Below are 23,070 nucleotides of genomic sequence, written 5' to 3'. Positions count from 1 at the left end.
CACATTTTTATAAAAATTATATAATGCTTCACAAAGTAGGAATCCGTTTCGATCAATCTTTTTTCAAAATGGATTCCTTTTTGTCTCTTATCAATATTCAAATGTTACAGTAGTACCATTAAACCCATCAAAACAATTAGAGCAATTAGAGCAATTAGAGCAACCACCACAACCAAAACAACTAAAGCAACCGAAGCAACCAAAACAACGGAATCCACCACAACGGCCACCGCCACAACCGCCACAACGACCACAACCGCCACAGCGACGAGCATCATCTGTAATATAGTAATATGGATATTGGTTTTGCTGGTCCCAATACACAATATTTCCAGACTGATAATCATTAAGGCTTAACGCTTGTAGTTCTTGTTGAAACTTATTCATTTTCATGACCTCCGTTTATAAACTACAACCCCATCGATGCTTACCTATATTTCTGTTCGTTAAATCTAAGTAGAAATAGCGCTATAAACTAAGTTCAATACGTACACCAACAAAATATGACCTATCACTTGATGATGCACCTTGTTCATATGCCTATTTTTACTATGGGCTCATTTTTATAAATGGAAATTATAAAATATGAATTTAAACAATAACATATAAACTTATATAATTTTAGTGCACCTTTTTGGAGAATGGAATATATTTTGTAAAATACGCCCCCACTAGCAACAATACTATTGAGACTAGCCAAGTAAAAATACCGCCAAAATGAAGCCAATATGCAAACAAATTTAAGATTGCAATTAAAAAGCAACAAATAGAAGTTAATGAGCTTTTTAATCCTTTTATCCCTGCTTTTTTTCTTCTTTGATAAGTTATATACATCGAAACGACTAGAAAAAAGATAAAAACAATTAGTAACATAACTTGTAGCAAAGTCAATCCCTCCTATCTATTTCCATCCCCTTAATTTTACCATCTTATTCCTTTTTAATCTTTAGGAACCCATTCATTTTTGTCTTCTCTCCAAAAATCAGTATATTTACTATTTTTAAAGTGCACATTCACCTCAGAAAACGGAAGGCTCTCTCCAACTTTCAATGAGTACCACCCGTTCAAAAGTGGCGATCCGAAGCAAATATTCAATGTACGATCCTTTAAATCAAATAATACAGAATGCAAGGTCCCGAACCACTCTTCATAATTATGTACTGTTAGCCCTTTAGGATATTCACATTCTACCAAACTTTTTAAAGAATCTTTGCTAATTTGTTCACCTTGATTTAAATAGTCTTGTAATATTTGATATCTCTTAGTAGACTGTTCTAGCCTTCTATTATTTAACTTTTTAATGGATGAACTAACCGCATGATTCGTAGATACAATAAAAGCATGATTATTATCTTCAATTGTTGTTATGGATTTATGCCCGTCAAATATTTCAATATGTGCTGCATTTAAAGGATCAGCTACAATAATATTAATATTACTTGCAATTGGCATTTCGTCTATTAGTGACTTAGCCTCCTCTACATTTTTGCATTTCTCCAATAATACTCGAATTACCGCAAAACATTGTAAACCACTTACCATTGGCTTTCTTAAACCTTCAATATTTCCTACTGGTTGCCCACATGCTGAAAATGTGACAGATAATCCATGCTCGTTAACTCCTTCTGTTCGGCCAAAATATTGAGTAGAAAAGCCACTATGTGTATACGCACCTTCAACATGCGTCGAGCAAAAACGCATATCATCTATTTTGGGTGATAAATCATAATTTCTTAATACATACGTATGCTCTGAATCCGTCTTTTGTGGTAATACTGCACAATGACTACAACCTGCCTTTAATAGCGTTTGATAATAATACATCATATTTCTAGACGGAATTTTTAACACTTCGCAAAACCCTTCAATTTCTTCATTAATTCCTGAACAATATTGATTTAATACATTTCTAGATTCTGTCCAGTGGTTATCTGATATAAAATGTTCTTGCTGTATAAATTGTGGAATGAGATACGGATGTTTCTTTACGAATTCTCCTTGTTGCTTACCAATTTCATAATAATTTCCTTTTAGTGACGAAAAATACCCCTTTATTTGATACACCTTAAATTCCCCCTCACATTGAATATATCCATATCATACCGAAATCCTTTTGTTCATTCTTGATGTTTTCCGCTCTTTTCCACTTACATTAACAATCCTTTTTTCTTTTCAATCAGGTCAGTTAATAACTATTTGATACCTACTCAAAACATTGTTAAAACCACTACAGGAACAAGCGTTCGGAATATTATTAGGATGAGTACAGTATTTCGGAACTAGTTAAAATAATATCAAATGGAATAAACTCTACATTGAACCTGTTTATTGGCGTTCAACTGATTATGAAAATGCGAAAACTTGTATTTCAAATGGATGAAAATGGCCATATTGTTCAGTTAATGAAAGAATATTTTTTAATCATCCATTTATTATGATGAAGGGAGTAATTGTATATGAGTAAAAGCAAACCAATTGATGAATTAACTATTAAAGACTTGAAACACAACCCGATATGGGAGTGGGCAATAGATGAAAAGGAAAATGAAGAGTGCGATGAAACGTGGGTAAAACTAGTGGAAACTATAAATTTTTACAGAAGAATTAAACGGTTCAATAGTACTGGGCGAATTAATAATACATAATGATGAAAAATTCCCTATGATGTGTAGTATTGATATTGAAAATAACGAGGTATTAATTAGTTCCATTGTTTTTTATAACGAAAAAGAAAATGAGTATATTGCTATAGCAGATGTAGTAAAAAAGGTTGAGATGCCAATCTCAATTAATATTTATCTCACAATTAATGGAGAGCCTAGATTTTTAAAATTCTTTGCAAATAAAATTGATATTTATAAAAACACTATAAAAACTAACTTAAATTAAATTCTAATTGAAGTTAGGAGAATACTCATTAAGTAAAAAATGGGAAACCATTATAATTAACGGTTTCCCATATATCCTCCTATTTTCAATATTTATATAAATTTATACTAAATAATCCCCTTTTCCACCAATGTCTCTGCGATTTGAACTGAGTTCCAGGCCGCACCTTTTAATAAATTATCAGAAACAATCCAAAGATGGAATCCTTTTGGCGTATCCGGATCTTTGCGTATTCTACCTACAAATGTATCTTTTTTACCCTCTGCATATAATGGCGTTGGATAAATTTGTTCACTAGGATTATCTTGTAAAATAACACCTGGTGCATTCAGTAGTACTCCTTTAATTTCTGCAACGGTCGCTTCTTTTTCAAGTTCAATATAAACAGATTCAGAATGCCCCGATACAACTGGAACTCTGACGCAAGTAGCTGCCATTTTCAGCTTTGGATCTTCTAAAATTTTCTTCGTCTCTTGAATCATCTTTACTTCTTCGAATGTGAAATCGTTTTCTGTAAATATATCCACTTGCGGCAATACATTAAATGCAATTGGGTAATGTTTTTTATCTTTTTGTGCTGGTAATATAGTACTCTTCACTTCTTCACCTGTAAGCATTGACTTAGCCTGTTCTTTTAATTCATGAATCGCGTGAATTCCTGAACCTGATACGGCTTGATACGTTGAAACAATAATTCGATCTAAACCAAATGATCTTCGAATTGGCTGAAGAGCTGTTACCATCTGTAGTGCTGAGCAATTCGGAACTGATATTATACCTTTATGTCCCTTTAAAGTGTGCGCATTTACTTCCGGAACAACAAGCGGTACATCACGTGCCATTCGGTATTCACTTGTGTTATCAATTACGATGGCACCACTAGAGACTGCGTGATTCACAAATTGCCTAGAAACTTCTCCTCCAGCACTAAAAAAGGCAATATCTACACCTTCAAAGCTATTTGTTTCTGCCTCTTGTATTATTATCTCTCGTCCTTTAAATTGTACTACCTTACCAGCGGATCGTTTTGACGAAAGCAATGTAACTTCAACTATATTAAATTTAGTTTCTTTCTCTAACAGTTCAATAATTTTCTGTCCTACTGCACCTGTAGCCCCAACTACAGCTACATGATAGCCCTTTTTGATCATCTTTTTTCCTCCATTATCACTTGAATGAATATTTCTACAATTTTATTTTATAAAGAATTTAATCATTTGGAAAATTGAAATACGTGATATAATCATTCACAAATCATGATAATAAAAGAGGGATTGCTTATGGAAATGAGACATGTTAAAACATTTTGTGCGATTGTTAAGTATGGTGGTTTTTCTAAAGCTGCTCATGCATTAGGTTATGCGCAATCTACAGTTACAGCGCATATGAAAGCATTAGAGAACGATTTACATCTCCCTCTTTTCGATCGGTTAGGAAAAAAAGTGCTTCTTACAAAAGCAGGTCATCAATTTCATCCTTATGCTTTAGAATTACTTGCAATTTACGAAAAAGCGCAAGAAATCCCTCAAAATACCGATCAATTAGAAGGTACATTGAGTATTACATCAAACGAATCATTAGCAGTGTACCGTTTACCACAATTATTACGTATTTACAAACAGAAAAACCCGAAAGTAAATATCGTACTTGAAACAAACACAAATGAACAAGCATTACAAAAATTACGTGAAGGAGAAACAGATGTTATCTTCATAATTGGAGAAAGTATAGAACATAATGATTTTATTACGTGTACTTTTAGTAATGAAACATTTGGATGGATTTTACCTTCGCATTCCTCAACACACTCTAATCCATTTTGTTTACTAAACGATACCCAATTTATCTTTACAGAACAAAGCTGTGGCTATAGACCGATGGTAGATCGTTTTTTACGTCAAAGCGGGAATATTCCAGCTAAAACATTTGAAACTTCCAACGTTGAAGTCATTAAACAATCAGTCATGTGTGAGTTAGGAATTTCGATTCTTCCTTACATCGTTGTAAAAGAAAGTTGCGAAAAAGAGCAACTCTGTTTTCAGCCTATCGAAACGCCAGCAGTTATTCAAAGCCATGTAATCTATCATAAATCTAGATGGATTTCACCCGTTTTACAATCGTTTCTTTCACTATTAAAAGTGATGAAAATATAAAAATAATATGAAAGAAAACATGAGTTGAGTTCCTTTGAAGAATATCAAACCATGTTTTCTTTCATTCAACTTATATAGTCATCTTCTTTTTATTAGCTGATTCTTTTCCCTCAACTAGAACAAATACAATCGGAAGGACAAGCAAACTAGCAATTGCACACATAATTCCTAAAGAAGAAAACGGCAATCCATTACTTACTGCAAGTGAAGCTGCTCCAGAAGCAATGGTCATTCCAATATACATGGCAGAACTATTTAATGCCATCACAGTCCCTCGCACAGCTGGTTTTAATTCTGAAATTAAAGCCGTTAATGATGCTTGGCCAAATCCAATAAATAAACTCCAAATTATATGTACAGTAATTGCAATTGCTAGATTTTCTATAGAAAGCGAGAATATCATTACACTAATTGAGTCTACAATACTGGCAATGGAAACAACATTCCTCTTTCCTACTTTATCAGCTAACTTTCCACCAAAAATATTTCCAGCCACACTACCAATTCCCGCCAGAAAGATGACAATACCTATCTCGCCAACGGAAAGTCCAAAGTTATTTCCATAATAAACACCTATGTATGAAAACATTCCGTGTAATCCAATTGTCCATAGGAACGTTGCTAATAATGCAAATAAAACTGATACATTTACTAAAACCATTTTTAACGATGCAATCAACGTCTTCGTTATAGAAACACGCACCTCATCTCTCGGTTTTTCATTTTCTAATAGCTGATTAACTAGTAATGTAATAAATAAAGTTAATAGTCCTATACTATAAAATGTCCACTGCCAATTTCCTACTTCAGATAAAAATGCTCCTATAGGTACTCCGATGACTGTCGAACCTACCATTGCTCCCATAATCGTTCCCATTGCTTTTCCCCTTGACTCATATGTAACTTTATCTCCTACTAATGCAAATATACTTGGCATGATCATTGCACCGGATAAACCTGTTAGACCACGAAATAATAAAAGCATTTCAAAATTCTTAGCTATTCCAGTACAAAATGTAGAAATGGAGAAAATAACAAACCCCATTATGATCATACGTTTCCTTCCAACTCTATCAGACATTGGTCCGAATAAAGGTGCAGTTATTCCATAACAAAGTGCATAAATAGTAATTAAAAGTCCTCCACTCCCATCAGGCATACTGATTGTTTCTGTAATAGCTGGTAATAAAGGTGCCACAAGTAATGAATCTAGCCCAACAAAAAAAGCTACAATTGCCAAAATACGTATCATCGACTTTACCTCCATATAAAACTCCCCTTTTATTTCATATATGAAATAACCCCTTATAATTATCCCCCTTCTTTTTATTGCACTAGTTTTTACTTCATATATGAAGTATTTATATAAATAAAAATGTAACAAAGTGTTACATTTTTATTATATTTAACTCAAATGTTTCTTCCACTTTAATAATAAAGCGTCTAAATGCTCTTCTTCTTCTTTCGTAAAACAACCACAGTTCTCTTTTAAAAAATCACTATATTGCACATCTACTTGCTTTTTTGCTTCTTCACCTTTTTTAGTTAAATAAACGAGCGTTTCACGTTGGTCATTGGGGTTCTTCTCTGTCATAACGTAACCATCACGCTTCATCCGTTGGATCATTGTTGTCATATTACTTGGAACACATCCCATGTTTTCAATTAATTTTGACATGGATACTTTCCCAGATTTTGCGAGTACTTGAATTACTCCGAATTGAACATAGCTTATATCATATTGTTCAATTGCTTTATCTAAATTTCTTTGGAGTAAATGATAAACATCACGAATATTTCCGTAAAGCTCTCTGTTATTCATATGTATATTTAAGCCCCTCTAATTTATTTCATATATGAATCATATTCCCATTTATTTCTTGTGTCAATAAAAAACACCTTTGCATTTATACCAACAAAGGTGTTTCAAAATCAATATGTATATTATTTATTAGCTTGTACCTCACCTGCAATTAATTTACTACCTGAATATGTACCTTTTTGTATAAAAACTTGATTAATTAATTCTTTTTGTTCCTTTTCTGACATTACTCCTTTCCCTTCTCCTAAATTCCCACTTTGTAATTTCCAAATCTTGTTGTGGTCCACATCAACCTTTTCATATTTTCCTTGTTTCCATCGTTCTAAAATATCCACATATGTACTTTTTTGTGCAACATCATTACTATTTATAATTTCAAGTAAACTTTCAATACGTTCTTGTGTAATAAAAATATAGCCCCATTTTTGATCAGCTTTCGTTTTTTGATGTGCCATTTCATGTAATGCTGTCTGTATGTTCTCATCTGTCCACTTAAAATTTTTATTAAAACCGCTATTCGGTAATGAATGATTGCCATTTTCTAAAAGCTTTGCATCTTCAGCTTTTACATTACTATCAGCTAGCACTTCTACTGCCGGAGCGGCTGGTGATGCCTTTTTCGCAGCTGGTTTACTATTATTCAGATAATACAGCATACCATACGTTACACCTACCCCGATTACTACCATCCCCGCGATAATCCCTAATACTTTAAATAGTGTTTTCATCTCGCCTATTTCCTCCCACATAGCCCTTTTCATAATTTTTATCTATCAAAAACAGATGTAGCATCTCTTTTTTCGCAGCTTGCTGCGATTCATTTTTCCATACTAATTAACATAACTATAACTATTACTTTCCAGAAATGTAGCAACTCCATCCTCATCATTACTTTTGGCAATAAATTTAGCGACGGATTTTAATTCTTCAACAGCATTGCTCATTGCTACGCCAATCCCACACTTCTCTATCATTTCCATATCATTGTAGTCATCTCCAAATGCAATTACTTCTGATACATCTCGATTTAAGTGCTGTAGAACATGCTGAATGCTATTCCATTTTGAAACATCCGTATGCATAATTTGACACAATGTTCCGTTATCTGTAATGACTGCCTTACACTCATCAGGCAATTCCTCAGTGAACTCCTTATTTATTGAGCCATTAGTACAAATGATTAATTTAGAAGCTTTTTCAAAGTTTAACTTTCTTATATCCATGACTTCACACGGCACATCACCAAAATAATCAGTAACATCAAAATTTGAGTACAGCTTATCATTTATTTCAAGACAAATCTGATGGAGATTATACTTTTTTGCTATTTCTATGATTTCTAAAATATCATTTTTAGAAATCTTCATTTCATATAAAATATCATTACCTTTAAGAACTAGAGCTCCGTTATAACAAATAATAATCTCATTCTTTAACACGCTGGGAATATACTGATTTATAGCTCTTGGAGGCCTTGCCGTAGCAAAAATCAATTCGTCTCCATTATTTTTACATTCCCTCAAAATATTAATAGATTTCTCTGAAATTGTTTTATCACTTCTTAATAAAGTCCCATCAAGATCTGAAATAATAATCTTTTTCATGCTTATATTTATTCCTCCTTCACAAGTTATAACTCGACACATCGATTATTTGTTGAAGCAATCGAGCTTTTACGGGTAGTTGACCTCCGCCTAATTTTTTGTCACAGCTGAATTTTGAGTCTAATTCCCCCAAAATGGCGGAATTCATTTTCGTTTATTACATATTTTCTATTCCCTGAATCATATATACATTTCCTTATATTGTATTTCTTTTCTTTGTAAATTGAAAGATTATTCCGTCAAAAAAAACAGTCTTTTTCAAGTGCTAACTCCACTCTAAGCATTTCGTTTTAAATTTATAAAAATATATGCTAGCCCAATATTTACAGGAGCTGCATAAATATGAGTTTATTGTATGGTGGTTTAACATCTTCAAACTTTGATGAAACTATCTACACTTTTAAAATGTATTCATTCTCTCACTATGAATAATTCTGTTTATAGTATCCATGTTTGTGATGAACGAACAGTTTATCCTTCTCAACTCTTTCTTCCTAAATATACAAATGCTATTAAGAAAAATGAAAAAGCAAACTTACAAATATTAAAAATAATATATAATACGAACCCACATATTCAATATGTATAAAAAAACAACGAGTACCTTATAAGGCACTCGTTGTTTTTTATGCACGATTCTCTTTTAACCACCCCGTAATAGCATCTAACCTCGAAACATCAAAACGGCTTTCTTCACACACGTTCAAGCTGTTTAAACTTTTTACAATTTCTAATTCATTCGACTTTACACTTTTCGCTTCAATCAATTTACAGTATCCGTCCGTTATGGTATTTAAATTTTCATAATAACGCTGAAACGATTTTGATATATGTAAATGCTTTTCAAAGTTTCTTCTTCTTTTCGTCTCATCAGATTCTTTCCTTTTTCGAAGTTCTTCATCATTCGTGTACAAATAAAAATATTGATCCGGAAAACCAATTTCCCTATTTATCATCTTTTCTTTATAAAAGTTTTCTATTAAAGATAACGGTTGATTAAATATATCAAAATGAAAGCACCAATTATAACTAAGTGGCTGATATATGTCCCCATCAAGTATTACAATTTCATATTGCTGTGATTTCTGCACTGCTATTTTCCAGCGCTCTACTTGTTTTTCAAAATACCATGTTCTATGTTCATTTTCTGGTCTTTCAAATAAAAAATTCACTTCAGGTATAATATAAGCACCATAATTTTTTTCTAATTCACGACACGTGCTGCTCTTACCAACAGCACTTGCTCCCTCGAACACTATAATCCCCATTGTTTCTCCCACTTTCATTAACTTAGATCTCGTTGTTTCGCTTTTCTCCCCCATAACTGTCTCCATAAAACAATCGAAGCAATAGAAAGCATGATTGTTGTAATGATACTCCCCTCAATTCCGAACGAGCCTCCATGAAGGAATTCCGATCCGTTTGTTACAGGTTTAAAAAGTGGTGTAGAATACATTGCCATTCCACTTACTGCAAAACCATAAATATTAAATTGCGCCCAATTCCACAGCGAATGCCACGCGCATATCCCCCAAAGACTACTGTCTTTCAAAGCGTAAAAAGCTGCAAATACACCAACTAATATTATATTCGATATTGAAAGAATTGTAATACCTGGATTAAGTAAATGAAGAAAACCAAATAAAAAAGACGTCACAACAATCCCAATCCATATACGGCTTCTAACAGAGAGAACCGGGAATAACCAACCTCGTACAACAATTTCTTCAGTTGCCCCTTGTATTAAAAATGCAACTAAAGACCCTACAATACCAAATATAGCTGTCATTGTAATTTCTTGCATTTGTAATTTCACATTACCTGTTAATAAGAGTAAAATTACTGGTATTGAGATGAAAACAAACCCTATTAAAGCACCTCTCAAATATTTTCTAATCCATTGATTTTTCCAAAAACCAATTGATGAAAATGATCTTTTCTCTACAAATCTAATCCATAAAAAAACAAAAAATATAGCTCCACCAAACGTTAATATCATCTCAATATTGCTATAAATCGCCTTCATAAAGGTTGTTTCTGCTTTCGGTAAGAACAGCATAAATAACATAAATAATTCACCTAAAGTCAAGAATACAATAGCAAGTATAACAGCGAAAACAGGATGAACTTTTCTTCTCCCTTCTTTTGCTGCTTCAATTATTTTAAATTGTTTATTTAGCAATATTCTATCCTCCTTATTGTTGTGATCATCTGTATTCTTAAAATATATATCGTTTCCCCTAAACATACTTTTTAATATAAATGATTTCTGTTTGGAATAAATTCAGATTAGGAATAATATATAAATAAAAGAGATGTCTTTGTGCCCTTTACCATTATCACCCAAATCATTCACTGGTATTACCAGCACTTGCTATTTCACACCATTTGTTGTAAGATAGTAATTAAGGTCAATTTAACAATATATTTTCTTTGCATATTATCAAGTATCAATCAGGACCATTTCGTACTCCTTATGGGTTTTTGATAATATGTGAACTTTTATTTTCATTCAAATAAGGCCGATCATATTGTAATCTTTTTAAATTTTAGGAGGCATTACCATGACATTAACAGGTAAAGTAAAATGGTTTAACAGCGAAAAAGGTTTCGGTTTCATCGAAGTTGCAGACGGTAACGACGTATTCGTTCACTTCTCAGCTATCACTGGCGACGGATTCAAATCTCTTGACGAAGGTCAAGAAGTTAGCTTCGAAGTTGAAGACGGTAACCGTGGACCTCAAGCTAAAAACGTTGTAAAGCTATAATTCAAACAATAAAAAGGTTGTTACCAGCTCGGTTAACAACCTTTTTAATATATAACTAAAAATTTTTACATAAAAGGAGTGGTTACATGTATCGCAATCGAAAGAACGATGTAGCAGAAGTACCACCAGAACAAACACCTGTTTGGGAATGTGAATCAGAGGATTGTTTAGGATGGATGAGAAAGAACTTTTCATTTGAAGAAGAGCCTAAATGCCCTTTATGTAAAAGTAGCATGAAAAGCGGAGAACGTTTATTACCTAAGTTAGGTTAATTTTTACATGCCCCTCTTATTTTATTAAGAGGGGCTTTTTATTAATAATGATTATGCTCTACATCCGTTCGCACAACAGAATACATTAATGCATCGTGTTGTTTATTTCCTTGATGAATGTATCCGCGTAACAGTCCTTCCTTTTGAAAACCTAATTTAGATAACATATTACACGAAGTTATATTTTCAGGATATGTAATAGCTCCAATTCTAAATAAACCTAAATCTCGAAATCCATAAGTAATAATTTCTCGAGCAGCTTCTGAAGCATAACCATTCCCCCAATAACGAGGATGTAAATCATATCCAATCTCAGATCGTTTGCTCCAAAGTTGTAAATTATTTAATCCAATTGTTCCTACTAAAGTATTTGTTTCTTTTAATACAATCCCCCAACGTATCGCCTTTTTCTCAAAGTAATTTTTCGAAAAAGATTCAATCATACGTGAAGCTTGTCCAAACTCAGTAAAAGAATTCATACCGTAATAACACGTTACCTCATCTAATGAGAATATTTCATATATTTTTTGACAATAAGATTGTTCTATTTCAACTAAGCGCAAGCGTTCTGTTTCTAACATAGGAAATGCCATAGGATCACTCCTTTCTCTCTACTCATTTATTATAGCAGAAAAAGTATTTATAATTAGGAAAGTCCTCAATGTCCCATAAATCAAATATTTCTAGCGATGCTTTTATCCTTCTTATTCTATATAAACTAAGAGTATACCTTCTTGCTTTTTGATTACCATTTAGACCTCATGCTATAATTACTATAAAGTGAAACATTAATCAGTAAAAGTTTTGTTCACCTCAACTGATTATTAATTACACCACTCGGATATTTACGGGATATATTAAATTTCAAATTATCAAGAACTGTTAAGAGGTTGGTTTTATGACAAAATATAATTATTTTACATACGCTCTCATGAACACAATTATCTTCTTACCTTATTTTCTTTTTATCATTATTGGAAATTCATATAACACACTGTTAAACGGTTGGTTTCCTCTCATTATCTTCTACACTTTTAAATATACAGGTACTTTTCTTATTCATTCATTTAAAACAAAACTAAACACACGTGAACAGTTATTAAACTTTCTAATAGTAGCGATTATCGGAACTATATGTGGATCGTTAGCTTCTTTTTCAACAATTTGGCTTGAAATCTCAGCTCTTTTTATGGGAATTGCATCAAGTATTTTGTTACCACTTTATACAACTACCCAATATCATGAAAAATTATTATTTGGTAGGAAAATGAAAAGGAATCAATATCTTTTTGCACTATTAACAGTTATATTGATTCTTCCACTTATATTATTTACAGCTAATTCTAATCATGCAAGTTTAGCTTTTATATTTTACGGAATCGCTCTTTATATTTGTTACGTATCCCTAAGAAAAATGCCAACATACGAAGTCACAGTAGAGAACTCATTCCATTTTTCAGTGCCTTCATTTTTATTATTCATTCTCTTTACTACACTACTTTTCCTTATGAAGGCGACTCGTGAAATAAATTTACAACTGCTACTTGTACTATTAGTCGTCACCATTCTTGTTGCAATAGCACTACTAACTATATACATTACTAAAGTGAAATTTCAGCTTCAATTACCTAAGTTTATTTATTACTTCGGATTCACACAAGGAATGATCGTTAATTTTTACCTATTGTATGGCACATTCTTTGCATTGTCACAGAAAAACAGTACTTTCATGATTTATGGCGTTTATTTACCATATGGAATTGGGATTATTCTATCCTTATTTTTAGGATCCAAACTATCCCATCACTTTAACTCTTACCATCCGATAACAGTAACAAATGTGGGTGCATTGTTAGGTATACTATGTACAATGCTATCATGGACATTACCAATCGGTGGTTTACTAGTCGGTTTCTTCTCATCTTTACAAGCAAGACAATTAAATCGTTTCGCATACGACGCCACTAGTTCCCTTAAAGATTCTAGCTTATCACTTCGTAACCGATGGTCTAAACTAGGAAGTATGATAAATCAAATTTTATTAATTACGTTTATATTAGTACTTAGTTTCATTTATCGTATACCATTAAATGAAGTATTCGTAGCCCTTACTGGGAAAGGAATCCAAAACGAACTTCCGATGTTCCCTGTTTTAATAACAGTCAATATTGTCATTTGTTTTATTATTGGTAGCTTATTAATATTTGGTTCTTGGAAATTAGAAAAAACAAAAAGATGATTTTCTCTTTGTTTTTTCTTTATATGCGACTAGCGCTCAATAACAACGTGCTGTTTATCCCCGTTTTCACTTAAAAATCCAGTTAGTCTGAGAAGTGTATCTAACTCATTAACGAAGAGATAGACATCAGTGTATTTCCCCCTGTAAAACAATCCCCTAATCCATACTTTTATGTTAAAATTTAGGTAATAGTTATTCTTACGGAGGTGTATTAACTTTATGTATATTTTCATTGGCTTAGCACTTCTACTTATATTACTCATTTTTTTATTCGCAAAAAAATTCACACCAAATTCTTTCATGATGACAAGTTTTAAAGGAAATAGCTTAAAAACATTTTCAATTAGTATTTTAATCGCTGCCGTACTTTCTCTTTCATACGGGATTTATCACGCAGTAACATATCAACCTAGTCATTTAGATATTACATTACAAAATCAAGATCGCACTGTTTTCGGTAATATTGGCGAATTCGGTTATTTCTCAGAAGAATTACTGAAAAAAGATGTGAAAACTAAAGTGTATTTTGTTTCTTGGGAACCAATACATTTAGAACACCCGCAAATAAAAATCGACTACCCTTCCGGTAAACAAGAAAATTGGAAACCTACTATATCGTCCATATCTACAAGTACGTTAAAAGAAAAACATAAAATTGAGGAAATTTATCAACTAGCACCATACACCTTTAAAGAATCCGGAAAGGTAACATTAACAATTCAGCAAAATAACAAAACAAATAAAAAAATAATACTTACTGTAAAATAAAACAAAAACATCCCTCCTTTTTGCTGGAGGGATATTTTTGTTTATATATTTTAAAACTACTCATTATGCGTTTCATTTAATATAGCAATTATTTCATTGGCAGTATTCTTTCCATTTCCAATACAAGCTCCAATTCCTACACCGTAATAGGAAGCGCCTGCTAAATATACATTAGGATAAAGAGCAGCCAATTTTTCTTGTAATGATTGAACTGCTTGATTATGTTCTAAATGATATTTCGGCATTAAATCTTTCCAATTTGTAACTTCAATTACTTCTGGTTCACCTTTAATTCCAAGACTTTTTTCAATATCATATAAAGCAACTCGTACTAATTCTTCTTCGTTATAATTTTTAATCGTTTCATATACTGGATTTGTGCTCTTATAAAACATTCTTACTAACAGCTTTTGTTTACCCGATGTATGTTTCCACTTCCTGCTTGTCCATGTGCAAGCATCACAATGTAAATCACTGTTTTCCGTTACGATAAAACCTGTTCCGTCAGCCGGTAGTTGTTCATCTAGTATGTCAAAACCTAAGTAAATACTTATAAGCGATGAATTTTTAAATTTATTAAAATTCTCGTTTAACTCTTTAGACTGTAATAAAGTTTGTGCGATATCATGCGGAGCTGCTAAAACGACAGAATCAGCTTGTATTGTCTCATGATTTGCAAAAGAAATCTCATATTGATCACCTTTTTTACTTACAGCAGTCGTTACAACACCTTTTTTAATGACAGTCTCAGTCAGCACTTCTTCTAAGCGATTAATAATCGTAGATAGTCCACTTTTAAATGATACAAATTTTTTATTTCCTGCTGATTGAAATTGTTTTTTATTCTCTTCAAAACCTTTAATAATACTTCCATATTTATTTTTATAATCCACTAAATATGGTAATGTAGATGCCATAGTAAGCTCATTCAATTTACCAGAATATACACCTGAAAGTACAGGCGCAATTTGCCTTTCCACTAACTCTTTCCCTAAAAAGCTTTCTAAAAATACAGCAAGTGATGTATCCTTCGTAAACTCTTTATTTTTCGTAATAAAATCTTTTAAAGCAACGATTTTCCCTTTTTTTGAGACTAGTGTACTGCTAAATAATGATTCAACACTCATAGGAATCCCAAATATAGTGTCAGCAGGAATTGGATGTAATATGTTATCAGAGTATATGTAAGAAATACCTGTTTCGTTATATACCATTTCATTTTCTAAATTCAAATCTTTTACAAGTGGCAACACATGTTCATTACGAGCCACGATAGAATCTGCTCCAGATTCCATAATAAAATCATTTTCTTCCACACTGTGGATTTTACCACCTAAATACTCTTCTTTCTCAATAAGGATTAAATTTAAATCTATATTATAATCCTTCTTTAATTTTTCTAAGTAAAACATAGTAGAAAGTCCAGTAATACCTCCACCGATGACAACGACTGTTTTCATATTTGCTGCGCCCCTAACCGATACAATTAATAATTCCTTTATTATTATAACCAAAAATCATCATAGTCGACTAGCAGCTTGTGCATTCTGTAAGAAATTAGACAATATATATGAATACATTTTAGGTTGATCATTATGTACTAAATGACCTGCAAACGGAATAACAGCAATATGTATATTTTTGTTTAATTGTTTAAACGTTGTAGCAGCTGTAACTTCATCTTCTGAATCTCCCCCGACAATACACAGTGTAGGTATTTGAAGATTAACTACATCACCCGTTTCATGAAATGGGTACCAATCCTTAACTTGCCACGATTCGAACAATCCTTTCCAATCACTTTTTACATGAATTTGATTCATATAAGTTACAACTTCTTCATTTTCCATCAACTGTTGATGACACTTTGCTTCATACTCCTGAGACTCTTCCCAATTATCTCGCTTAACTGGAAAAACACCTGAAAAGGTTAATGTTTTCACTTTATCTGGATATTTTTTTGCAAATAATAAAACGGCTAATCCCCCTAGTGAAACACCCGCTATATGACAACTATTAATTCGCAAATGTTCTAGCGTATCATTTAAATCATCAGCAGAGCACAGAAAATAATTATCTAATGTACCTCCTGATTCTCCATGTCCTCTCAAATCAGGACGAATTACTTTATATTGTTTTTCTTTAAAAAATTTCACTTGTTCTTCAAACTCTACTAAACCCGTCATACCACCAGAATGTAGAAGCACAATTGGTTCCCCTTCGCCTGAAATATGCGTATGTAAAATCATTAATTACCCTCTTTCCAAATTGAATATTCCGTTTATTAACAGTATATCGAATATACTTTTGAATTTCCAAATAAAAAAGAACTATAACATATTCAAACCACGTCATAGTTCTTTCTATTTTAAAAACATAAACCAATTTATTAATTTGTCTATTTCTTGGCTGAGCTCTATTACTTTTTCATGCTGAAGTCCATAATTTGAAACTAGATTCAATAATTCTTCTTTTTTCACTTCAATTACTTTTTCTAGCTTTACTAATTCCATGTCGTTTTATTTCTCTCCAATAATAAAATGTATGTATTTTAGTATAGCCTACTTACATAATTAGTAAAAGTAAAATGCGCATGTAAAATCTTACAAATATAAAAATAATATACTATCAACAAAGAAATTTTAAATTTAGCCCCTTTATACAGATCATTCACTATATTACGTATTAATAACAAATCGGAATTTCTCTAATGTTATATCTTTATATTCCGGAATTCTCTTTATATGATCAAAATAACTATATGAAAATTTGAAAATATGTCCAAAATCCCAATCGAATTTACTATAGTCTTTTAGCCAAAATTGATTTTCCGTTGGTAATACGTGAGCACGTTTAGATTCAATTAAAGGTAAATGATCTATAGGTGAATGTATATTTATTTCAATATTCAGCATAATATTTTTACTAGCACGCAATACGTATACTAGTTTTAAAAGTGGACGTATTCCTCTTTGAAATATATCTTTATATCCTAAATCATACATTATATTAATTGCGTGGGAAAAAGTAAGCATATGGCCAATTAAATCATGATGTGATTCTGCTCTATAAATACTCTTAAACTCCGATAGTTCATTTAAAATAAACTTAGATAATTGTTTTGGATTTCTTAATTCACTTCGTATCTCATCTTTTATACTTAATTGTTTTACTTCCTTCGTCGTAAAACCAATCCACGATCTACCGGGAATTGTTTTTTGAAATGATAATATAAGGTCCGTTATCCCTTCTATTGCTTGATTATCGCCCCATTTTTGTAGTTCTTTCATAGCTAATAAACTTAATGCCGCATAAATAACATTATGCCCCACCCAATGAAGTTCATCAATTGTATGTTCCAATGATTTTATTATCATTTTTTCGGCACTTTGAAAATCAATTTCTTCTTTACTATCGATGATTTCATCTAAGTTTTGCTTGTTCAGCATCATTTTTGTATGAGAATGCATATTGCGAGCTATCTCTTCCTCAATATTATTATCTTTCATGAAAAAATAACTAGCAATTGCAGCTGCCCCGTAATGTGCATGCCAAATATCATTTGTTTGTTTTTTGCATTGAGAAATAATTGAAAGGCCGCCTTTTAAAACACTTTTATCTTCCATTTTCTATCCCCCATTATAAAACTCATTTTGTACTCATCCTAAAGATGGCGTTAATACAAATAAAATGTGATTCGATTCATTACTTTTATTCAAAAATCGATGCTTCACGTTTGGTGGGATACGTACAACATCACCTTCTTCTAAAAAATATTCTTTTCCTTCTAATTCCACATACACTTCCCCTTTCATGACAACCGCAATCTCTTCCTTTTCTTCATGTGAATAGTGACTTTCCGTTGTGCTTGCTTTTTTATTTAAATCCATCATCAACATTTCAATACGCGCTTTCATAAAATCCGGTGTTAATACATCATATACAATGTGATCATTATTTTCCCGATATACTTTTTTTCGATCTTTTTTCTTAGAAATGAGTGAATCTGTATCAATCTCATTAATAAAAAGTGTAAATAACGGTACATTTAATGCTTTCGCAATTAATTCTAATACACTTAAAGAAGGGTTCGCATATCCTCGTTCAATTTGACTAATTAGTGAAGTACTAATCCCTGCATAATCAGCAAATTCACGAATTGTCATCTTATTTTTCTTACGATAACTTAATACAGTTTGTCCGAGTCTATCATGTATCATAGTAAAAACTTCCTTTCGTCCATCATATTGCATGTTTCATTGCCTTTGTGCTGACATACTAAACAAAGGCAACTAATCCTTTCCTATCGTCTCAGGGTCTTATATACTTACCTTTGTACATTATATCTTATTAAGTTTATTATAATAAACATTCTATCGGAGGGACAGAATTTGAAATCACCTATTCTTTCATATTTCATCTTATTTTTCGGTGTATTCGCCTTATCAACTTCAGCAATTTTTGTAAAATTGGCAGATGCTCCTGCGGCGATTATCGCTTTTTATCGATTATTATTTGCTACAGTAATTCTGTTACCGTTATTACTATTTAATAAAAGGAATCGAAACGAACTAAAAACATTATCGAAAAAACAATGGGGATTCGGATTTCTATCCGGGCTATTTTTAGCTGCACATTATGTACTATGGTTTGAATCCTTACAATATACTTCCGTAGCAAGTTCTACAGTTATCGTAACGTTACAACCTTTATTTTCAATGATTGGTGGTTACTTTTTATTTAAAGAGAGATTTACGAAAGGAGCGGTTATCGGTTGCCTCATTGCCATTTCAGGAAGTATCGTCATTGGTTGGCAAGATTTCCAAATTAGTGGCGACGCTTTATACGGAGATATTTTAGCATTTATGGCGGCCGGAATTATTACAGCTTACTTTTTCATTAGTCAACACATTCGTAAAGATTTATCTCTTATACCATATTCGGTAATTAGTTATGGAAGTAGCTCATGCTTTCTCGGTATATTTGCTTATACGCAGCAACAATCTTTCATTCATTACGCTACACAAACTTGGTTGTCCTTTATTGGATTAGCTTTCATTGCAACGATTTTAGGACAAACGATATTCAATTGGTTATTAAAATGGATGAGCGCTACTGTTATTTCAATGAGTATTTTAGGTGAAACAATTGGTACTTGTGTTCTAGCCTATTTTATTTTGAGTGAAACCATTACTTTACAACAAGCACTAGGAATTTCAATTATTTTCATTGGATTAGCATTATTTTTATTACAACCGAAACTACCGAATCGCAAATAACAATAAAAAAAGCATGACATTGATGTGTCATGCTTTTACATATTAATTATGTACAATTAAACCACCAGGTCTAAAACGACTCATCATAATTTCATTTATAAACTTTCCGTGAGCCTTTAAATTCCCTACCTTTACCCCTTCTACTACAAACCCGAATTTTTCATATAGATCTTTTGCTTTCGGATTCGTTTCTAAAACGCCAAGTTCTACTCTCTCTAACATTAACCAATTATCAGCTAAATCAAGCATTTTTGTAAGAAGTGCTTTGCCAATACCTTTATTATGATATTCACTGTCTACCCCAATAAATAAATCGCCTGAATGAGATCTTCGTCCCGGACTTTGTGTTAAGCCAATAAAACCTACTACTTCCCCGTCATACTCTGCAACAAATTCAAATTGATTTGGTGCTAAGTTTCGAATTCTATTTTCCATAGCGTCTACACGCATGCTAGGTAAGAAAACCATATAAGGTAAAACCTCATCCTGTATACATATACGATGAATTGCTCTAGCATCTTGTATTTCTACTGCTCGTATGTTGATTCCCATATTCCTCCCCCTCCATATAAATAACAATATATTATCATTCTAGAACCCTACATTAAATCCTTCCTTACCTGTATTTCTTTATGTTATTTTTACATAACTATTTCGGTATAACACTTAATTTCCAAACATCTTATCCTAACAACCTAACAACCATATACCTTAAATTTTCACCTTATTATATAACTCAAGCAAATTCTCTATTGGAATACCATTTATCTTCATACCATTTACATCACAATTTACTATTTCAATATTTTTCAGGTTACTATTATGTATTGTACTACCTTCCAAATCACAGTTTTCAAATGAAAGAGGTTCCTTCTCATCTCCAAGACTTGTATTTTTGAATTGCACTCCACCTAATGTCACCAAATTAAATGTACTACTAGAAAGATTTAAATCTGCATATGAAGACCTTCTAAAGTTTATATTCCTAAACTTTGATTGACTTACATTACAATTACTCATATTCATATGCATTATATTACTACCAACAAATGCACTATTTTTTAAGTTCACTTGATAATATTCTGTATGAACCAAATTACAGTTTTCGTATTGACCATTTTTCATATCTTTATTTTTAATTAGATTCTCTCCACCTGCATCTACTTTTTTTCTTTTTACATAGCAATACTCATCTTCAGATTTAAAAATGATTTCATAGCCCATTTTTTTATAAAAATAATGATTATTAATTTGTCTACTAGATGTTTCAAGATCCCAAATCCTTATGTTCGGAAATTTTTCTTCTATTAACTTCATAACCCGCGATCCAATTCCTTTTCCTTGAAGAAAAGGCTCTACAAAAATACGATCGATTCTTCCGTACGATTTACCAGAGATTGTAACTATAATTCCCCCGATTACTTTTTCATCCATTATCACTTTGTAAGTATCCAATTCTTCAATTGAATATTTCATCATTTCAACTGAAGAATATCCTGGCGGTTGAATGTTATAATCAATTACATCACCTTGGGCGTATAACCATCGCTTTGCTTCTTCATCAAATGTTCTTTTCATTATTTCTGTTAACTTTTCAGCATCTAAAATTGTAGCTTTTTCTATAGATATTATTGTCATTTTTGTTTTCCCCTCCATTGTTATAAACTGATAACTTTTGTGAACGATATAGTTTTTAATTTACTTTTGTCTTTAATATTTTTCCCATTATTACATATGGAGCATCACTTTTACTTGGGTGAAATGGCTCTAATACATCCACCCAATCCAATCTTTTATATAAAGAACGCGCTTTTTCATTGTTTATTTGTGTTGTTAAAATACTCGTTCTATTTGAAATCCCTTCTAATAATTCATTATGTAATTTCATTCCAAGACCTTCATTTCGATATTGTGGGTGAACTGCTAACTCTACAAATTCAAAACAATCTTGTAACCATTCGTCTGCTTGTTCTAGATTTAACGCTTCTCTCATTAATTGATTATAGTACTGTCCTTCTAATGAGCGATAACCATAAGTAAAACCAACTACCTCATTTTCATCATTTATTGCTACTATACCTTTAAAATCTGCATATTCTATATGTCTTTTCATTCTTTCAATCATTTCAGTAAAATTTGTTTTCTCAAATGCTTTACAATACAATTTTGCCATATTATTAATTAGGATTTCATCTTTTTCAATACGTATAAATTTCACTTTACCTTCCCCCTATTAAAACATTTGAATCCTTAAATAATTATAAAATAAAGAAAATTAAAACCACTCACTCTCTTTACTATTAAACTACAAATCAACCTATATTTTCCACTATTACTTAGTATGAATGAATAAAAAGAAAAGAACATGTAATATACATATGTTCTCTTCTTTTTATTTTAACGCTTATTCATTTTCAATTTTATATAATTAATAATTAGATATTACTTAAGGTTACAAGTATTAGCTAGCTCCTGTAAATCCTCTATAAATCGACTCGCATGATATCCATCACAAACCGCATGATGTACTTGCAATGAAACAGGTAGCATAACCCTGCTTCGATCATTGAAATATTTCCCACAAGTAATAATTGGTAATAAAAAATCACCATCATTATTAATATTTAAATTAAATCCTGTAAAACTAGTCCAAGGTATACTAGAAATCGGAAAAACATTTGGCGGAATATTTTCTTTCGTAAATAAACCATGAACATTAGCATAACATCTCATATCCTCTTCATAGTTTTTATAGAAAATGTGGAAATCGCTAGAATAATCCGTCCATATACTTGAAAAAGATTTATCATCTTTATGAAAGATTGTATAACTAGGTATCATTTCCTCCCAATACCCTAAAACTCCTTCATCATTAAAACATGTTCGAAATTCTTTATGTTTATTTATCACTCTAGAAATTATATAAATAAAAGTCGGATAAAATTTAATTTCCTTTTGATGTATTTCCTCTAGCATCATCGTAATATCAACATTCGCTGTCATACTAAACGAACACTTTAATTTTAAATAATGTTCAAAATACTGCTCTCTATTCCAATTTTCTCTGTCAATTACATGAAACTTCATTTTAATAGCCTCCTAAAATTTTATTTTTATTTTAGAAGGCTAACTTTCTTGCTTTCACCACACTTGTTCACTCCTTACAGCTTAAATTTAATACTAAACTTTTTATTTAACTATATAATATCTGCAGAAATTCGTTCACATATTTCTGGAAATCCATCCACATACTATTAATAATGTGAAACTTTGATC

At 31.7% G+C, this 23,070-nt stretch carries 26 protein-coding genes and 2 pseudogenes; 8 read left to right on the top strand and 20 right to left on the bottom strand.

Annotation, left to right across the window (positions count from 1 at the left end; translation table 11 throughout):
- Positions 1-90: 90 nt before the first annotated feature.
- From LUS72_RS12070 to LUS72_RS12060, 3 genes are all read right to left on the bottom strand, one after another.
- On the bottom strand, positions 91-387 hold the full coding sequence (locus LUS72_RS12070) for a heterocycloanthracin/sonorensin family bacteriocin (RefSeq protein ID WP_219302251.1): 297 nt from the start codon (positions 385-387) through the stop codon (positions 91-93).
- A gap of 234 nt (positions 388-621) precedes the next feature.
- Positions 622-885 carry a hypothetical protein gene (locus tag LUS72_RS12065; RefSeq protein WP_141533488.1) on the bottom strand — a complete coding sequence of 88 codons (264 nt, stop codon included), beginning with the start codon at positions 883-885 and terminating at the stop codon, positions 622-624.
- A gap of 54 nt (positions 886-939) precedes the next feature.
- Positions 940-2,064: a C45 family autoproteolytic acyltransferase/hydrolase gene (locus tag LUS72_RS12060; protein ID WP_264448974.1), complete on the bottom strand. Its 1,125-nt coding sequence runs from the start codon at positions 2,062-2,064 to the stop codon at positions 940-942.
- Positions 2,065-2,456: 392 nt separating this feature from the next.
- On the opposite strand from LUS72_RS12060, the pseudogene LUS72_RS27255 reads away from it, so the two are divergent.
- A pseudogene (locus LUS72_RS27255) lies at positions 2,457-2,889 on the top strand (hypothetical protein).
- Between the two features lie 107 nt (positions 2,890-2,996).
- On the opposite strand, the gene LUS72_RS12050 reads toward LUS72_RS27255, so the two are convergent.
- Positions 2,997-4,040 (bottom strand): aspartate-semialdehyde dehydrogenase, encoded by a 1,044-nt coding sequence (locus LUS72_RS12050; protein WP_264448973.1) that lies wholly within the window; start codon positions 4,038-4,040, stop codon positions 2,997-2,999.
- 129 nt (positions 4,041-4,169) lie between these two features.
- Here LUS72_RS12050 and LUS72_RS12045 point away from each other — a divergent pair, with 129 nt between their 5' ends.
- Positions 4,170-5,042, top strand: a complete 873-nt coding sequence (locus tag LUS72_RS12045; RefSeq protein ID WP_097831124.1) for a LysR family transcriptional regulator — start codon at positions 4,170-4,172, stop codon at positions 5,040-5,042.
- Positions 5,043-5,112: 70 nt separating this feature from the next.
- On the opposite strand, the gene LUS72_RS12040 is transcribed toward LUS72_RS12045, so the two are convergent.
- The 4 genes from LUS72_RS12040 to LUS72_RS12025 all read right to left on the bottom strand — a co-directional run bounded on the left by LUS72_RS12040 (position 5,113) and on the right by LUS72_RS12025 (position 8,468).
- Positions 5,113-6,309: an MFS transporter gene (locus LUS72_RS12040; RefSeq protein WP_264448972.1), complete on the bottom strand. Its 1,197-nt coding sequence runs from the start codon at positions 6,307-6,309 to the stop codon at positions 5,113-5,115.
- Positions 6,310-6,447: 138 nt separating this feature from the next.
- The gene (locus LUS72_RS12035; protein ID WP_097831126.1) at positions 6,448-6,864 is read right to left on the bottom strand and encodes a MarR family winged helix-turn-helix transcriptional regulator; all 417 of its coding nucleotides are present in this window, start codon (positions 6,862-6,864) and stop codon (positions 6,448-6,450) included.
- A gap of 122 nt (positions 6,865-6,986) precedes the next feature.
- Positions 6,987-7,592 (bottom strand): PRK06770 family protein, encoded by a 606-nt coding sequence (locus LUS72_RS12030; RefSeq protein WP_071771459.1) that lies wholly within the window; start codon positions 7,590-7,592, stop codon positions 6,987-6,989.
- Positions 7,593-7,694: 102 nt separating this feature from the next.
- Positions 7,695-8,468, bottom strand: a complete 774-nt coding sequence (locus LUS72_RS12025; protein ID WP_264448971.1) for an HAD family hydrolase — start codon at positions 8,466-8,468, stop codon at positions 7,695-7,697.
- 382 nt (positions 8,469-8,850) lie between these two features.
- On the opposite strand from LUS72_RS12025, the pseudogene LUS72_RS27250 reads away from it, so the two are divergent.
- A pseudogene (locus LUS72_RS27250) lies at positions 8,851-9,057 on the top strand (arginase family protein); the annotation flags it as partial.
- A 37-nt stretch (positions 9,058-9,094) separates the two neighbouring features.
- Here LUS72_RS27250 and LUS72_RS12020 read toward each other — a convergent pair.
- Together LUS72_RS12020 and LUS72_RS12015 are read right to left on the bottom strand one after the other, a co-directional pair.
- Positions 9,095-9,736, bottom strand: coding sequence for a DEAD/DEAH box helicase family protein (locus tag LUS72_RS12020; protein ID WP_097831167.1), 642 nt, complete (start codon positions 9,734-9,736; stop codon positions 9,095-9,097).
- A 17-nt stretch (positions 9,737-9,753) separates the two neighbouring features.
- A complete protein-coding gene (locus LUS72_RS12015; RefSeq protein WP_264448970.1) occupies positions 9,754-10,650 on the bottom strand; it encodes a CPBP family intramembrane glutamic endopeptidase in 897 nt (298 codons plus the stop codon).
- Between the two features lie 382 nt (positions 10,651-11,032).
- Between LUS72_RS12015 and cspD the strand changes: the two genes are divergently transcribed.
- Both cspD and LUS72_RS12005 read left to right on the top strand, forming a co-directional pair.
- Entirely contained in the window at positions 11,033-11,236 is a 204-nt protein-coding gene (gene cspD, locus LUS72_RS12010; protein ID WP_000176365.1) for a cold-shock protein CspD, read from the top strand.
- 86 nt (positions 11,237-11,322) lie between these two features.
- The gene (locus LUS72_RS12005) at positions 11,323-11,508 is read left to right on the top strand and encodes a cold-shock protein (protein WP_000286203.1); all 186 of its coding nucleotides are present in this window, start codon (positions 11,323-11,325) and stop codon (positions 11,506-11,508) included.
- A gap of 41 nt (positions 11,509-11,549) precedes the next feature.
- Here LUS72_RS12005 and LUS72_RS12000 read toward each other — a convergent pair whose 3' ends face one another.
- Positions 11,550-12,101: a GNAT family N-acetyltransferase gene (locus tag LUS72_RS12000; protein WP_097831129.1), complete on the bottom strand. Its 552-nt coding sequence runs from the start codon at positions 12,099-12,101 to the stop codon at positions 11,550-11,552.
- Between the two features lie 305 nt (positions 12,102-12,406).
- Here LUS72_RS12000 and LUS72_RS11995 point away from each other — a divergent pair, with 305 nt between their 5' ends.
- Entirely contained in the window at positions 12,407-13,747 is a 1,341-nt protein-coding gene (locus tag LUS72_RS11995) for a hypothetical protein (protein ID WP_098361831.1), read from the top strand.
- A 219-nt stretch (positions 13,748-13,966) separates the two neighbouring features.
- On the top strand, positions 13,967-14,515 hold the full coding sequence (locus LUS72_RS11990; RefSeq protein ID WP_264448969.1) for a hypothetical protein: 549 nt from the start codon (positions 13,967-13,969) through the stop codon (positions 14,513-14,515).
- A gap of 56 nt (positions 14,516-14,571) precedes the next feature.
- Here the strand turns inward: LUS72_RS11990 and LUS72_RS11985 are convergent, their stop codons facing one another.
- From LUS72_RS11985 to LUS72_RS11965, 5 genes are all read right to left on the bottom strand, one after another.
- Positions 14,572-15,975, bottom strand: a complete 1,404-nt coding sequence (locus tag LUS72_RS11985; protein ID WP_264448968.1) for a protoporphyrinogen oxidase — start codon at positions 15,973-15,975, stop codon at positions 14,572-14,574.
- Between the two features lie 60 nt (positions 15,976-16,035).
- Positions 16,036-16,764, bottom strand: coding sequence for an alpha/beta fold hydrolase (locus tag LUS72_RS11980; protein WP_264448967.1), 729 nt, complete (start codon positions 16,762-16,764; stop codon positions 16,036-16,038).
- Between the two features lie 114 nt (positions 16,765-16,878).
- On the bottom strand, positions 16,879-17,028 hold the full coding sequence (locus tag LUS72_RS11975) for an aspartyl-phosphate phosphatase Spo0E family protein (protein WP_097831134.1): 150 nt from the start codon (positions 17,026-17,028) through the stop codon (positions 16,879-16,881).
- Positions 17,029-17,193: 165 nt separating this feature from the next.
- A complete protein-coding gene (locus LUS72_RS11970; protein WP_264448966.1) occupies positions 17,194-18,141 on the bottom strand; it encodes a hypothetical protein in 948 nt (315 codons plus the stop codon).
- A 33-nt stretch (positions 18,142-18,174) separates the two neighbouring features.
- Complete coding sequence (locus tag LUS72_RS11965) at positions 18,175-18,768, bottom strand: helix-turn-helix domain-containing protein (protein ID WP_306475217.1); 594 nt, start codon at positions 18,766-18,768, stop codon at positions 18,175-18,177.
- Positions 18,769-18,906: 138 nt separating this feature from the next.
- Here LUS72_RS11965 and LUS72_RS11960 point away from each other — a divergent pair, with 138 nt between their 5' ends.
- Positions 18,907-19,794: a DMT family transporter gene (locus LUS72_RS11960; RefSeq protein WP_097831137.1), complete on the top strand. Its 888-nt coding sequence runs from the start codon at positions 18,907-18,909 to the stop codon at positions 19,792-19,794.
- Between the two features lie 42 nt (positions 19,795-19,836).
- On the opposite strand, the gene LUS72_RS11955 is transcribed toward LUS72_RS11960, so the two are convergent.
- The 4 genes from LUS72_RS11955 to catA all read right to left on the bottom strand — a co-directional run bounded on the left by LUS72_RS11955 (position 19,837) and on the right by catA (position 22,881).
- On the bottom strand, positions 19,837-20,346 hold the full coding sequence (locus LUS72_RS11955; RefSeq protein ID WP_264448965.1) for a GNAT family N-acetyltransferase: 510 nt from the start codon (positions 20,344-20,346) through the stop codon (positions 19,837-19,839).
- 159 nt (positions 20,347-20,505) lie between these two features.
- On the bottom strand, positions 20,506-21,450 hold the full coding sequence (locus LUS72_RS11950) for a GNAT family N-acetyltransferase (protein WP_141536790.1): 945 nt from the start codon (positions 21,448-21,450) through the stop codon (positions 20,506-20,508).
- 37 nt (positions 21,451-21,487) lie between these two features.
- Positions 21,488-22,012, bottom strand: a complete 525-nt coding sequence (locus LUS72_RS11945; protein ID WP_002141727.1) for a GNAT family N-acetyltransferase — start codon at positions 22,010-22,012, stop codon at positions 21,488-21,490.
- A gap of 224 nt (positions 22,013-22,236) precedes the next feature.
- On the bottom strand, positions 22,237-22,881 hold the full coding sequence (catA, locus tag LUS72_RS11940; protein ID WP_097831140.1) for a type A chloramphenicol O-acetyltransferase: 645 nt from the start codon (positions 22,879-22,881) through the stop codon (positions 22,237-22,239).
- Positions 22,882-23,070: the final 189 nt, after the last annotated feature.

Origin of the sequence: Bacillus cereus (genome assembly GCF_025917685.1) — a bacterium.
GTDB lineage: Bacteria > Bacillota > Bacilli > Bacillales > Bacillaceae_G > Bacillus_A > Bacillus_A cereus_AT.
The sequence above is the reverse complement of the archived record's forward strand: the minus strand, read 5'-3'. Positions and strand labels throughout refer to the sequence as shown.